12 protein-coding genes are annotated in these 14112 nt (G+C 67.8%); 4 read left to right on the top strand and 8 right to left on the bottom strand.

The features are described from left to right. Window positions 1-81 precede the first annotated feature (81 nt). From IFT87_RS03725 to gloB, 7 genes are all read right to left on the bottom strand, one after another. Complete coding sequence (locus IFT87_RS03725; RefSeq protein ID WP_056679450.1) at window positions 82-1200, bottom strand: DUF47 family protein; 1119 nt, start codon at window positions 1198-1200, stop codon at window positions 82-84. A gap of 145 nt (window positions 1201-1345) precedes the next feature. Next, window positions 1346-3679 carry a TonB-dependent receptor gene (locus IFT87_RS03720; protein ID WP_426291078.1) on the bottom strand — a complete coding sequence of 778 codons (2334 nt, stop codon included), beginning with the start codon at window positions 3677-3679 and terminating at the stop codon, window positions 1346-1348. Window positions 3680-3827: 148 nt separating this feature from the next. Continuing rightward, on the bottom strand, window positions 3828-4451 hold the full coding sequence (locus IFT87_RS03715; RefSeq protein WP_192007561.1) for a glutathione S-transferase: 624 nt from the start codon (window positions 4449-4451) through the stop codon (window positions 3828-3830). A gap of 233 nt (window positions 4452-4684) precedes the next feature. Next, window positions 4685-6868: a TonB-dependent receptor gene (locus IFT87_RS03710; RefSeq protein WP_192007559.1), complete on the bottom strand. Its 2184-nt coding sequence runs from the start codon at window positions 6866-6868 to the stop codon at window positions 4685-4687. Between the two features lie 135 nt (window positions 6869-7003). Then, complete coding sequence (locus tag IFT87_RS03705) at window positions 7004-7366, bottom strand: hypothetical protein (protein WP_192007557.1); 363 nt, start codon at window positions 7364-7366, stop codon at window positions 7004-7006. A 2-nt stretch (window positions 7367-7368) separates the two neighbouring features. Beyond that, entirely contained in the window at window positions 7369-7785 is a 417-nt protein-coding gene (locus IFT87_RS03700; protein WP_192007556.1) for a hypothetical protein, read from the bottom strand. Window positions 7786-7825: 40 nt separating this feature from the next. Next, entirely contained in the window at window positions 7826-8554 is a 729-nt protein-coding gene (gene gloB / locus IFT87_RS03695; RefSeq protein ID WP_192007555.1) for a hydroxyacylglutathione hydrolase, read from the bottom strand. Window positions 8555-8710: 156 nt separating this feature from the next. On the opposite strand from gloB, the gene IFT87_RS03690 reads away from it, so the two are divergent. Then, a complete protein-coding gene (locus IFT87_RS03690) occupies window positions 8711-9727 on the top strand; it encodes a fumarylacetoacetate hydrolase family protein (protein WP_192007554.1) in 1017 nt (338 codons plus the stop codon). Between the two features lie 12 nt (window positions 9728-9739). Here the strand turns inward: IFT87_RS03690 and IFT87_RS03685 are convergent, their stop codons facing one another. Beyond that, complete coding sequence (locus IFT87_RS03685; protein WP_192007553.1) at window positions 9740-10087, bottom strand: MmcQ/YjbR family DNA-binding protein; 348 nt, start codon at window positions 10085-10087, stop codon at window positions 9740-9742. A gap of 195 nt (window positions 10088-10282) precedes the next feature. On the opposite strand from IFT87_RS03685, the gene IFT87_RS03680 reads away from it, so the two are divergent. The 3 genes from IFT87_RS03680 (at window position 10283) to IFT87_RS03670 (ending at window position 14110) form a co-directional block, all read left to right on the top strand. After that, complete coding sequence (locus IFT87_RS03680; protein WP_192007551.1) at window positions 10283-11590, top strand: thiamine pyrophosphate-dependent enzyme; 1308 nt, start codon at window positions 10283-10285, stop codon at window positions 11588-11590. Window positions 11591-11646: 56 nt separating this feature from the next. Continuing rightward, entirely contained in the window at window positions 11647-12654 is a 1008-nt protein-coding gene (locus IFT87_RS03675) for an alpha-ketoacid dehydrogenase subunit beta (RefSeq protein ID WP_192007736.1), read from the top strand. Between the two features lie 103 nt (window positions 12655-12757). Further along, window positions 12758-14110, top strand: a complete 1353-nt coding sequence (locus IFT87_RS03670; protein ID WP_192007549.1) for a dihydrolipoamide acetyltransferase family protein — start codon at window positions 12758-12760, stop codon at window positions 14108-14110. Window positions 14111-14112 lie beyond the last annotated feature (2 nt).

Below are 14112 nucleotides of genomic sequence, written 5' to 3'. Positions count from 1 at the left end.
CCAGCCATGGCCGTCCCCCAACTGGGCCCCGGCCTTCGCCGGGGGGGTGCCATGGGGGATGTCGCGGGCCGAAACGACGCGTCACGCATGGTCGATGACGAGTCCCTGGATCTCGTTGGCGACGTCCTCGAACCGGTCGACGATCTTTTCGAGGCTCGAATAGATTTCGCGGCCGATGATGAAGGCCATCGGGTCGGCATGGCTCTTCGACGCGGCGAACAGCGCGCGCAGGCCGGTGTCGTGGATGTCGTCGGCGTGACCCTCGATCTGGATCAGCCGGGCGGTCAGGTCGTGGAGACGGCCGGCGTTGCTGCCGAGCGAGCGGAGCAGCGGGATCGCCTCGGCGGTGATCCGCGCGGCCTCGACGATGATCCCCGCCATGTCGCGCATCTCGGGCGCGAACTCGGTCACCTCGTAGAGCGCGATCGCGTTGGCGGTGCCGTTCATCTGGTCGATCGCATCGTCCATCACGCCGATCAGGTCGGTGATCGCGCTGCGGTCGAACGGCGTCACGAACACGCGGCGGACGTCCTGCAGGACCTCGCGCGTGATGTCGTCGGCCTCGTGTTCGCGGCGCACGATCTCGGCGATCTGGCTTTCGATCGAGCCTTCGCCGTGGAGCAGCCGGGCGAGCGCGTCGGCGCCCGCGACGAGCGTCGCGGCATGCGCGTCGAACAGCTCGAAGAACCGCCCCTGCTTGGGCATGAGTGCCTGGAACCAGCCCAGCATCGGAAAACGCCTCCTCATTCGTGACCGCAGCACCGGCAGCACGCGTTGTTCGAACGCCACCGGGATCGGTGGCTTTCGGAATCCTCGGATCAGAGCCTTGAGTTCGGGCTCGTCGACCGCGGCGGCGGCCTTATCAGGCGGAAACCACCGTGTCTCGCGCTGATCCCGCTCGGGCCAGTCCGCGACCTGTTCGACGACCTGCATCGGATAGACGCTGACGATCATCGGCCGGAGACGCCCGCTGCGGCGCCGCTTGTCGTAGCAGAAATCGCCGACCGCGCTGGGGCAGGGGATGCCGCGAATCCCGGCTTCCTCGAACGCTTCCTGCGCGGCGGCCTCGTGCGAGGCGAGGCCGGCAATCGGATTGCCCTTGGGAATCACCCAGCGGCGCGTCTCGCGCGAGGTGATGAGCAGGATCTCGGCGGATCCGTCGGCGGTGATCCGGTAGGGCAGGGCAGCGATCTGACGGATCGGTCGGGTCCTCGGGCAAGGTCAAACCCGATGTCTGACACGCACCGCGCGCGAGCGCCAGACGCTCCGCAACGGTGGCGTGGCGGATGAACCGCCACGATCCGCAAGGGGATGGCGTGGCGGGGTTACCGCCACGCCGGCCTTGTCAGCGGAACTTGCCGCTGAGCGAGACACCGATGATCCGCGGTTCGTTGAACACCGCGGCCATGTAGTTCTCGATCACGCCCTTCAGGTTCTTCTCGCCGGTGATGTTGCGTGCGAACACCGCGAGTTCATAGGCGTCGTCGGGCGCGGCATAGCCGATCTTCAGACCGCCTTCGAAGTTGCCGTTCGCGGTGAACTCCTTGGTCTTGTAGAGCACGAACTGCGTATAGCCCTGGATGTTGAAGTCGCCCGCGATGAACGCGTGACCGCCATTGCCGAGCGGCTGGTCGTAGCGGGCGGTCAGGTCGACATTATACTCGGGCGCATTGGGCAAAGGCTCGCCGTCGATCTTGACGAGGAAGGTCGTGCCGAACGCGCCTGGGACGGGGCGGACCGCCGCGGACGGCGTGCAGACGACCGCGTTGTTGAGCGCGCAGATCTGCACCTCGGTCGTCGTGTCGCGAATCGCGCTGTGGAGCAGGCTGAGCCCGGCGCCGAGCGTGAGGTTGGGAACGGGCTTCCAGTTCGCCTCGGCCTCCATGCCATACGCCTCGGCCTTGTTGCCGTTGAACAGGATGCCGTTCCCGTTGAGATCGTTGCCGTTGAGCTGGATGTCGTTGACGCGGTAGCCGAACACGGTCGCGTTGAGGCTGAGCGTGTTGTCGAGCAGGCGGGTCTTGATGCCCGTCTCCCACGACAGGATCGTCTCCGAATTGGCGGTCGAGAAGTCCGAGTTGAACACCGCCGAGCGGCCCTGGATCGTCGGTCCGCGGAAGCCCTGTGCAATGCGCGAGTAGAGGCTGATGTCGGGGCTCGCCTGGTAGAGGAGGCTCGCGTCCCAGCTCGGCTTGGTCGCCTTCAGCGTGACGTCGGTGCGGAAGTTGGCCGGATACTGGCTGATACCGGCGACATTCTGGACCGGCTTGAGCAGCTGCGTGCGCTTCTTGTCCTCGGTGATGCGGCCGCCGGCGGTGAGCGTCAGCCGGTCCATCAGCTCGTAGCTGATCTGGCCGAAGCCGGCCCAGGAGGTGTTGACGTCGTGGAGGCGGACCCAGTTGTTCGGGTTGCGCTGTGCGGTCGTCAGGAAGAAGGTCCGCTGGTAGAAATCGGTGATGTCGCGCGTGTCGAAATACAGGCCGCCGACCTGCCAGTTGAAGCGGCCGCCCTGCGTGCCCGCCAGACGCAGCTCCTGCGACCACTGGTCGAGATCGCGGATCTGGCCCTGCGACTGGCCGAAGCCGTTCGCCGTGCCGCGCACCGGGAAGTTTGCGCCCGCGCCGCCATCGGTGTCGCCGCGGCTGAAGCCCGAGGTCGTCTCATAGGCGGTGATCGAGGTGAGCGCGGCAGGACCGAAGTCGTAGGTCGCGCGGACCGAGCCGCCATAGGTGGTGTAGCTCTGCGGATTGTCATTGCCTTCGTCGAGCGCGACGATGTTGCGCGGCTCGGCCTGGACGTCGTTCGAACCCTTCTTCAGCGCGGCGCGGTGGAACAGCGTCGAGGTGCCGTCATACCAGCGGGCATGCCCCGACAGGTCGAGCGAGAAGGCGTTGCCCGGCGTCAGCGCGAGCTGGACGCGGACGTTGCGGTCGTCGAACCCGCCCATCGCGTTCTTGCGCGGGGTCGCGGTGCTGTCCTGCGTGACGCCGGCATAGACGTTGTCGACATAGTTTTCGCGGTGCTGGAGCAGCGTCGAGACGCGGATCGACAGCAGGTCCTTGATCAGCGGGCCACCGACGCCCGCGTCGACGCTGACGCTGCCATAGGTGCCGACCGAGGCCGAGGCGCGGCTGTCGAAGTCGTTGGTCGGCTTGATCGTGTCGAACTTGATGATGCCCGCGGTCGTGTTGCGGCCGAACAGCGAGCCCTGCGGGCCGCGCAGCACCTCGACCTGGCGGACGTCATAGACCGGGTTCGACTTCAGCACGACATGCTCGAGGATCACGTCGTCCTGGATGATCGTGACCGGCTGCGACGCGCCGAGGTAGAAATCGATGTTGCCAAGACCGCGGATGTAGAAGCGCGGGAAGATGCGGCCGGTGGTGGTCTCGACATAGAGGCCGGGGACGCGGCCCGACAGCGACAGCAGCGTGTCGTCGCCACCCGCCTGGAACGCACGCAACGCATCGCCCGAGGCGACGCCGACCGACAGCGGCACGCGCTGGAGATTCTCCGAGCGGCGCTCGGCGGTGACGACGATCTCGCCCAGGCCGTCTTCAGCGGGGGCGGCAGCAGGGGCGGTGGTCGTGTCCTGGGCGGCGGCGGGCAGGGCGGCGAGCAGCAAAGTCGCGGGTGCGATGCCGCGCAGGAGCGACGTGGTCAGACGGGTGCGTGTCACGGTGATATTCCCTGGATGATCTTCTTGGTGTCGACAGGGACGCACCCGACGAGCCGCGCGCGCCGATCGCGGCCACCCCCGTGGACCGTGATCGCCGTCGCGCGGCTCATGCTGTCGCAATGCCCCCCGGCGACGCGCTAGCCGCGGATCATGTTGGAAAAATGACAGTCGGCGCATCCGGCTGCCACGTCGTGACTCTGGTCATGACCGCGGCGAAGAGCGGCGAGGCGAGATAGCGCCCCAGCCAGTCGTGGAGCGCGGGGAGGGGGAGCGTGTCGAACCAGCCGCGGTCGGTCTGCGCGAATTGCCGTACGAACGGTAGGATCGCGATGTCGGTCAGCGTGACGCGGGGGCCGGCGAGGTGGCCGGTGGCTGCCAGCCGCGTGTCGAGATCGGCGAGGATCGCGGTGGCGGCGGCGCGGTGCTCGAGCGGGTCGGTCGCGTGGCGATCGGCATATTTGTAGCGGTCGAGGTGATGCTTGAACGCACCGTCGTTGGTCGCGATCAGATCGGCGTCTGCTCCGGCGAGCCAGTCGAGCGGATCGGCGAGTGCCAGCGCCCAGTGCATGATGGCGAGGCTCTGGTCGATGACGCGGCCGTCGGGGAGGATCAGGACGGGGACGGTGCCCTTGGGGGAGGCGGCGAGCATCGCGGCGGGCTTGTCGCGCAGGACGATTTCGCGGAGCTCGACCACGATGCCACTGGCGACGACCGCGCTGCGGGCGCGGATTGCGTAGGGGCAGCGGCGGAAGCTGTAGAGGATGGGGGGCATGGGTTGGGTATAGGGGGCGGGGGGCGGCGCGTCTCCGGGCTGGTTCGCGCGCCGTCGCTCGCGAGGGTTTCTGCTGGCTCCTTGCGCTCGCCCCACCCCGGCGAAGGCCGGGGCCCAGTTGGGAAGGTTTTCGTGATGGCGGGCGGGGGATTATCACCTTGGTCCCCCCACCTGGGCCCCGGCCTTCGCCGGGGTGGTGCTCCTTTTCTGGGCGTGGGGAGTGGCCCCTCCCGTTACAGCCCGAAGCGGAGGGTGGCGCGGATGTCGCGGCCGGCTAGGGGGGCGAAGTCCTTGAGGAAGCTGGCGTGGCGGCGGGCTTCGACGTCGAACAGGTTGTTCGCGCTGAGCAGGATCGAGGTCTTGCTGTCCTTGCCGAACGGGTTGAAGCCCAAGGTCGCGTTGATCATCGTATAGCCGTTGGTGGTCGTCTCGAATGCGGCGATGCGGTCCTGGTCGAAGACGTGCTCGACCTCGAGCCGGCCGTTGACGCGGTCGCCCTGTGCCTCGATCCCGCCGAGCACGCGCATCGGCGGGATGCGGGGGACGGGGCCGTTGTCGACGATCGTCGCGCGGACATAGTCGCCGAGCAGGTCGGCGTTCAGCACATAGCCGCCGATCTGGGCGAGCCGGACCGAGGCATTGGCCTCGAACCCGTAATAGCGCGCATCCGCCTGCTGATACTGGAAGCAGGGCAGGTCGACCTCGCGCCCCGACGGATCGGCGGCGGTCTGGCAGACGCTCTGCGCGACCTGGTTCTCCGAGATATAGTTGGAGAAGTCGTTGTAATAGGCCGACGCGTCGAAGCTGAAGCCGTCGCCATGCGCGTGGAGCGTGCCCTCGATGCCCCAGCTCTTCTCGAGCTTGAAGTCGGGGCTGCCGAATTCATAGGCCTGGGTGCCGGCATGGCCGCCGTTCGCGAACAGCTCTTCGGCCGACGGCGCGCGCTCGGTATGCGAGAGGTTGATGCCCAAGCGGACCGCGTCGGTCACGCCGTAGGAGGCGCCGAGCGAGCCCGAGACCGCGTCGAAGCTGCGGCTGCCGCGGAAGAAGCGGAGATCGTCGAGCGGGGTCTTGGCGGAGAGCGACGTCGTCTCGTAGCGCAGCCCGCCCTCGGCCCGGAACGCGCCGGCGCTATATTGCTGGAGCGTGAAGAGGCCGGTCTGGTTGGTCTCGTTGCGCGGCAGGAAGGCCTCGTCGCCGTTCACGTCGAACAGGCGGTTGAAATATTGCACACCCGATGCGCCCTGCCAGCCGCCGCGATTGGCCTGGACGAGCTCGATCCGGCCTTCGGTGCCGTTGTTGAAGAAGGCGGTGCCGACACCGCCATCGGGTTCGAGCTCGAAATGGCGATAGGTGGCGTGGCCCGCGCGGACGCGGATCTTGTCGAGGAAGCCGCCGCCCGTGTTGATCTCGCCGCGCAGGTCGACGCGGTTCTGGACGACGTCGAGGCGGGGCGCCTCCTGCTCCTGGCCGACCGCGGTCGCGTAGCGGATCGGCACGCCGTAGAGGCTGTCATAATGGCTGTACGACACGCCGAGATTGCCGCCATCGGTGATGATCGACGCACCGACGCCCGCGGTCCAGGTCTCGGACTGGGTGTTGGGCAGCTTGCCGCGGAGTGCGGCGGAGCCGGCGAAGTCGATCGGCTCGTCGGTATCCTGCGGCAGGCCAACCTGGGAAAGCGCGGCGGCGCGCGCCTGCGACGACAGGATGTTGCCGCCGGTGCGCAGATTGCCCGACTTCAGATAGGAACCGTCGGCGTGGAGGACGAGGTGCTGGCCGACCGCGACGTCGCCGGCGCCGCCGCCCGAGCGCTCGTTCGCGGCCGAGCCGTAGGTGGCGATGCCGTTCACGCGGTAGCCGTTTTCGGGGACGGTGCGCGGGATGCGCGTGTCGATGACGTTGACGACGCCGCCGACCGCGGACGAGCCGAACAGGAGGGCGGACGGGCCGCGCAGCACCTCGATCCGCTCGGCGAGCAGCGGGTCGATGATGACCGCGTGGTCGACCGAGGTGTTCGAGACGTCGATCGAGCCGATCCCGTCGGTCAGCACGCGGATGCGCTCGCCCTGGAAGCCGCGCAGGATCGGGCGCGACGCGCTGGGGCCGAACGAGGTGGCGGACACGCCGGGCTGGCGCGCGAGCGTCTCGCCGATGGTCGGGCGCAAATTGCGGGTGAGCTCGGCGCCCGAGAGGATCGAGGTGCCCTGGAGGACGTCGGTTTCGCTCTGGCGGACGGGGGCGGTGACGAGGATCTCGGCGGCGGCGCGCGGGGCGGGGGTGCGGGTCGGGGCTGGGGCTGGGGCTGCGGCAGGCGTATCGGCCGGTGCGCCGGTCGGCGTCGTGTCGGTCTGGGCGGTCGCGGCGGTCGCGGCGAAGACCGCCAGCGCGCTGATCCCGATGAAAGTCTTACGCATAGAAACGCTCCTTGAACCCCGGAGCTGCCGCCTAGCGCGAATGATGTATCATATCAAAGGAGATGTTCGCAGCTGCGGAAAATTGGATGGCTGGTTGTTGCCATGATGCAACATATCATCCGGGACGGCCGGGCGTCAGGGTTTGTCGTAGGGGGTGAAGTCGGTGAAGCGGCAGGAGGGTGAGGGGATCGACAGGCCGGGTTCGATCAGCCGGAACCGGTCGTTGCGGCAGAGCTGGCCGCCATAGATGTCGACGATGATCGTCGACTGCGGGCGCAATTGCGGACAGGGGCCGACCGGGCCGGTGCGCCAGACGCGCTTGCCCGACTGGCGATAGAGGATGGTGGTCGCGTCGAGGATCGTCGGCCCCTGGACCAGGCCGATGCCGATGCAGCGGACCGGCGCGCCGGCGATGCGCCCCGCGAGCGGATCGTCGCGGCCGGCGACGAGCGTCAGCGCGAGCGCGGCGAGGGCGGCGATCCGGCCGGAGCGCGGCATCCTCACCGGGCCTTCCGATAGGGGACGAATTCCCCGAAGCTGCAGCTGCCGCTGGGGAAGCGGCTGGCGCGGTCGATCGTGTTGGCGATGTCACCGCGGCAGAGCTGGCCCGAGGGCGTCCGCGTGATCAGGATGTTGCGGTCGAGATCGCCGCACCCGCCATTGGTCTCGGTCCGGTAGATCGTGCCGTTGTTGACGCGGTAGAGGAAGGTCGAGCCGTAGCTGGTCACCTGCTTCTGGCCGAGGGCGTTGAGGCACAGGGTCGGCTCGCCGGGGGTCAGCCCCTTGAGCGCGGTCGCGAGCTTTCGCTCCGTTTCAGTTTCGCGCTGCGCGATCTGTGCCTGTTCGCGCGGGGTCGCCGTACAGGCGGTGGCGGCGATCGTCAGGCAGAGCAGCGATAAGCGTGTCATGATGCGCATGCGGTTTCCTTTGCGCCCCCAAGCGTACGGCATAACCTATTTAGCCCTTGAACGCATCCTTTGCCGCACGCCGTTCGCCGAGCTCGGCGGCCGAGGTCGCGCGGAGAAACGGATTGGTCGCGCGTTCGAGCCCGATCGTCGTCGGCACGGTCGCCTCGCCGCGCGCGCGGGCGGCGTCGACCTCGGCCATCCGGTCGCGGATCGCGCCATTGTCGGGCTCGGCGACCAGCGCGTAGCGGCCGTTCGACTGGGTATATTCATGGCCGCAATAGACGCGCGTCTCGTCGGGCAGTGCTGCGTAACGCTGCATGTTGGCGAACATGTCGGCGGGCGTGCCCTCGAACAGCCGGCCGCAGCCCATCGCGAACAGCGTGTCGCCGGTGAAAATCACCGCGTCGTCGGCGAAGTGGAAGGCGATATGGCCCTGCGTATGCCCGGGCACGGTCATCACCTGCGCGGCGTGCGCGCCGAGCGTGACGACGTCGCCCTCGGTCACGGTGCGGTCGAGCGTCGGGATCTTCGCGGCCTCCGCGGCGGGGCCGGTGACGGTCGCGCCCTGAGCGCGGATCGCGGCGTTGCCGCCGGTGTGATCGGGATGCCAGTGCGTCGTCCAGACCTGATCGATCCGCCAGCCGCGCGCGGTCGCCGCGGCGATCACTGGATCCGCCTCGCCCGGGTCGAGCGCAACCGTGGTGCCGCTGTCGGGATCGTGGATCAGCCAGGCGTAATTGTCGCTGAGGACGGGCACGCGGATGATGTCGAGGGGCATGGCAGGCTTTCGAAGGCGGTGGCCAGGTGTGGCGCCGGGGTCGGGGGGATGCAAGGACAACGCATGAGCGGGCGGTCGGGATGCGCGTGCGACCGTCGGTCTCGACTTCCGGCGGCGGGCGGGCGTAGGGTGGTGAAAACATTGAGAGGATCCGCAATGAAACTGGCCAGCCTGAAGGACGCAGATCCAGCCCGGGGCCGTGACGGCCGGCTCGTCGTCGTGTCGAACGACCTCGCCTGGTATGCCGATGCGACGCATATCGCTCCGACGCTGCAGGCCGCGCTCGACGACTGGGACCGGCTTGCGCCGATGCTCGAAAATCTGTCGACCGATCTCGAGCACGAGATGATCCCGATGCGGCGCTTCCACGAGCATGACGCGGCGTCGCCCTTGCCGCGCGCCTATCAGTGGGCGGATGGCTCCGCCTATGTGAACCATGTCGCGCTCGTGCGGCAGGCGCGCGCCGCCGAGATGCCCGACAGCTTCTGGCACGATCCGCTGATGTATCAGGGCGGGTCGGACGGGTTTCTGGGGCCGCGCGACCCGATCCCGCTCGCCGACGAGAGCTGGGGCTGCGACATGGAGGGCGAGGTCGTCGTCGTCACCGGTGACGTGGCGATGGGCGCGAGCCGCGAGGAGGCGCTGGCGGCGGTGCGGCTGGTCGGGCTGACCAACGACGTGTCGCTGCGCAACCTGATCCCGGGCGAGCTGGGCAAGGGGTTCGGGTTCTTCCAGTCGAAGCCCGCCAGCGCGTTTTCGCCGGTGTTCGTGACGCCCGAGTCGCTCGGCGACTGGTGGCAGGACGGCAAGCTGCACCGCAAGCTGATGGTCGACCTGAACGGCCAGCCCTTTGGTCGCGCCGAGGCGGGCGAGGACATGACGTTCGATTTCGGCACGCTGATCGCGCATGCCGCCAAGACGCGCAAGCTGGGCGCGGGGACGATCGTCGGGTCGGGCACGGTGTCGAACCGCGGCGCGGATGGCGGGCCGGGCAAGCCGATCGCCGAGGGCGGGGTCGGCTATTCCTGCCTGGCCGAAGTGCGGACGATCGAGACGATCGCGGGCGGCGCAGCGGTGACCCCGTTCCTGAAAAAGGGCGACACGGTGCGGATCTGGGCGGAGGACGACCGGCATCGCCCGATCTTCGGGGTGATCGAGCAGACGGTAGAGTAGCGCGCGAGCCGGCTAGGGACGCTCGCCATAGGCTTTGCGCTGCGCTGACGTGGCGCGGTCCCACCAGGCGCGGGCGAGCAGATCCGCGATCCGCTCGCCCGCGCCGGTGCCGTAGCGGACCAGCACCGCCGGCCAGCCGTCATAATGATCGGTCTGCCAGAAGGTCGCGGGGTCGGTGTCGAGCAGGATGTCCTTCTCGTCGAGGCCGATATGGAGCACGAAGCTGCCGGGATCGGGCGCGGTGGTGGACGCGAGCGTCTTGCCGCGGAACCTGAGTGCGGGCCGGCCATAGCTGGTGCCCGGCTCGACACCTGGCAGCGTGCATCCGATCGCGACGACGGCGTTCCAGTCCTGCAGCATGTCGCCCTGTCTCCCCCCGTGTCCGCCCGCGTCCGCAGGCTCATGCTATCGCATTGATCGCACGGCGTTGCACGCCGCCGGTGCGAATGCGGAGTCCGGCAAAACTCCCTCTCGCCAATGCCGTTGAAATTTTATAACAAGGCCGCGAAGAGCGATCCGGCGCGTACGCCGCCGGGCGATGGAGATGGAGTGACGATGGCCAGCGAGCACCCTCGCGCCGATTCGCAGCCGCTGCGCAATCTACCCGGATTGACGCTGCATGTGCCCGAACCGAAGTTTCGACCCGGCGATCCGGTCGATTTCGCCGAAGTCGACGTGCCGCCCGCGGGGCAGGCGCGGCGTCCCGATACCGCGGACAAGGCGAGCGATTTCACTGATCTCGCCTATACGCTGGTCCGCGTTCTCGACGACGAGGGCCATGCGGTGGGGCCGTGGGATCCCAAGCTTTCGCCCGATATGCTGCGCCGTATGCTGCGCAGCATGGCGCTGCTCCGTGCGTTCGACGAACGCATGTTCCGCGCACAGCGGCAGGGCAAGACGAGCTTCTACATGAAGGCGCTGGGCGAGGAGGCGGTCGCGGTCGCGGCGGCCTATGCGCTCGATTACGAGGACATGTGCTTCCCCTCCTACCGCCAGCAGGGGTTGCTGATCGCGCGGGGCTGGAGCCTCGTCGACATGATGAACCAGATCTATTCGAACACCGCGGACAGGCTGGGCGGCAAGCAGCTGCCGATCATGTATTCGGTCAAGGAAGCCGGGTTCTTCTCGATCTCGGGCAACCTCACGACGCAATATCCGCAAGCCGTGGGCTGGGCGATGGCGTCAGCGGCGAAGGGCGACACGCGGATCGCGGCGACCTGGTGCGGCGAGGGATCGACCGCGGAGGGCGACTTCCATTCGGCGTGCACCTTTGCCGCGGTCTACCGCGCGCCGGTGATCTTCAACGTCGTCAACAACCAGTGGGCGATTTCGAGCTTCTCCGGGTTTGCGGGCGCGGAGGCGACGACGTTTGCGGCGCGGGCGGTTGGCTATGGCATTGCCGGGCTTCGAGTCGACGGTAACGACGCGCTGGCCGTGTACGCAGCCACTGAATGGGCGGCCGAGCGGGCGCGGACCAACCAGGGGCCGACGCTGATCGAGCATTTCACCTATCGCGCGGAAGGCCATTCGACCTCGGACGATCCGGGTCAGTATCGCAGCGAGGGCGAGCCCAATGCATGGCCGCTCGGCGACCCGATCAAGCGGCTGAAGGATCATCTGATCGCGATCGGCGAATGGGACGACGAGCGCCACGCGGCGCAGGACAAGGAGCTCGCCGAGCAGGTCAAGGCCGCGCAGAAGGAGGCCGAGAAGAACGGCATCCTCGGCCACGGGCTGCACCAGCCGCTCGAATCGCTGTTCGACGGCGTGTTCGAGGAGCTGCCCTGGCATCTGAAGGAGCAGCGTCAGCAGATGCTCGATGAAGAGGCGGCAAGCGGCCGTCCATGGGATCGCAAGGCATGAGCGACATGATCGAGACACCCGGGTCCGAAACAGCGGACGGCGGCGAAACCAGCCGGATGAACATGATCCAGGCGATCAATTCCGCCATGGACATCATGATGACGCGCGATCCCGACGTGATCGTGATGGGCGAGGATGTCGGCTATTTCGGCGGCGTGTTCCGCGCGACCGCGGGGTTGCAGGCGAAACACGGCAAGACGCGCGTGTTCGACACGCCGATCACCGAATGCGGGATCATCGGCGTCGCGGTCGGCATGGGCGCGTACGGGCTGCGCCCGGTCCCCGAGATCCAGTTCGCGGATTACATCTATCCCGCGCTCGACCAGCTCGTGTCCGAAGCCGCCCGGCTGCGCTATCGCTCGGCGGGTGAGTTCACCTCGCCGATCACGGTGCGATCGCCGTTCGGCGGCGGCATCTTCGGCGGGCAGACGCACAGCCAGAGCCCCGAGGGACTGTTCACGCACATGTCGGGGATCAAGACGGTGATTCCGTCGACGCCCTATGACGCGAAGGGCCTGCTGATCGCGGCGATCGAGGACAATGACCCGACGCTCTTCTTCGAGCCCAAGCGCATCTATAACGGACCGTTCGACGGCTATTGGGATCGGCCGTCGCAGAACTGGTCGAAGCACCCGGCCGGCGAAGTGCCGAACGGGTACTACAAGATCGAGCTCGGCAAGGCGAAGATCGTCCGGGCCGGCGAGGCGCTGACGATCCTCGCCTACGGCACGATGGTGCATGTCTGCGCGGCGGTGATCGCCGAGACGGGGATCGACGCCGAGATCGTCGACCTGCGCACGCTCGTCCCGCTCGACATCGAGACGATCGAGGCGTCGGTGAAGAAGACCGGGCGCTGCATGATCGTGCACGAGGCGACGCGGACCAGCGGGTTCGGCGCGGAGCTGTCGGCGCTGGTGCAGGAGCGGTGCTTCTACCATCTCGAGGCACCGATCGAGCGCGTGACCGGGTTTGACACGCCCTACCCGCACAGTCTGGAATGGGCCTATTTCCCGGGGCCGGTCCGTATCACCGAGGCCCTCAAGAAGATCATGAAGGACGCATAATGATGCGTTCACCCACCCCCGTTCGCTTCGAGCGCAGTCGAGAAGCCTTCGGAATCCCTCACACAAGTTTCTCGACTTCGCTCGAAACGAACGGAATTTTCTGATGGCTCGCTTTACCTTCAAACTGCCGGATATCGGCGAAGGCATCTCGGAGGCCGAGATCGTCGCATGGCACGTCGCGATCGGCGACCGCGTCGAGGAGGATTCGCCGGTCGCGGACATGATGACCGACAAGGCGACGGTCGAGATGGAGTCGCCCGTGTCGGGCGTCGTCGTCGAGCTGGCGGGCGAGGTCGGGGATCAGGTGTCGATCGGTGCCGCGCTGGTGGTGATCGAGACGGATGCGGTCGATGCCGGGGGCGAGGTCGTGGCGGCGCCGTTGACGGCGGCGCAGGCGGAGACGGCGGAGCAGTATGAGGCGGAGAATCCGGGGGTTGAGGAGGTGGTCGAAACGCCGACCGCCACCACCCCGGCGGAGGCCGGGGCCCAAATGGGGGGCGCCGGTAACGATGCGCAGTCCGTTATTACGTCGACCTCTCCAACTGGACCCCGGCCTTCGCCGGGGGGGAGTGACGAGCAGGTCGCTGCCGCCAAGGCGCATGCGCTGGCGTCGCCCGCGGTGCGCGCGCGGGCGCGGGATCTGGGGATTGATCTGGCGTCGGTGAAGACCGAGTCCGACCGGGTCCGTCATGCCGATCTCGACGCGTATCTGCGGTATGGCGCGGGTCAGGGCTATCAGGCGCCGGGGGCGAGCCGGGCGCGCGCGGACCAGCCGATCAAGGTCATCGGCATGCGGCGCAAGATCGCCGAGAACATGGCCGCGTCGAAGCGCGCGATCCCGCATTTCACCTATGTCGACGAGATCGACGTGACTGCGCTGGAGGCGATGCGTGCGGATCTGAACGCCAATCGCGGCGGGCGGCCCAAGCTGACGATGCTGCCGCTGATGATCGTCGCGATTTGCAAGACGATTCCTGACTTCCCGATGCTCAACGCGCGCTATGACGACGAGGCGGGCGTGGTGACGCGGCACGGGGCGATCCATCTGGGCATGGCGGCGCAGACCGATGCGGGGCTGACCGTCCCCGTGATCCGCGACGCGCAGGACCGCAACGTCTGGCAGCTCGCGACCGAGATCACGCGGCTCGCCGAAGCCGCGCGTGCGGGCAAGCTCGCGCCGAACGAGATGGGTGGCGGCACGATTACCGTCACCTCGCTCGGGCCGCTCGGCGGGATCGCGACGACGCCGGTGATCAACCGGCCCGAGGTCGCGATCATCGGGCCGAACAAGATCGTCGAACGCCCGGTGTTTAGGGGCGACGAGGTGGTCCGTGCGAAGCTGATGAACCTGTCGATCAGCTGCGACCACCGCGTCGTCGATGGCTGGGACGCGGCGAGCTTCGTCCAGGGGCTGAAAAAGTATCTCGAGACGCCGGTCCTGCTGTTCGCGGACTGAGG

The sequence above is a fragment of the Sphingomonas sp. CFBP 8765 genome, assembly GCF_014841445.1.
GTDB classification, from domain to species: domain Bacteria; phylum Pseudomonadota; class Alphaproteobacteria; order Sphingomonadales; family Sphingomonadaceae; genus Sphingomonas; species Sphingomonas aerolata.
The sequence above is the reverse complement of the archived record's forward strand: the minus strand, read 5'-3'. Positions and strand labels throughout refer to the sequence as shown.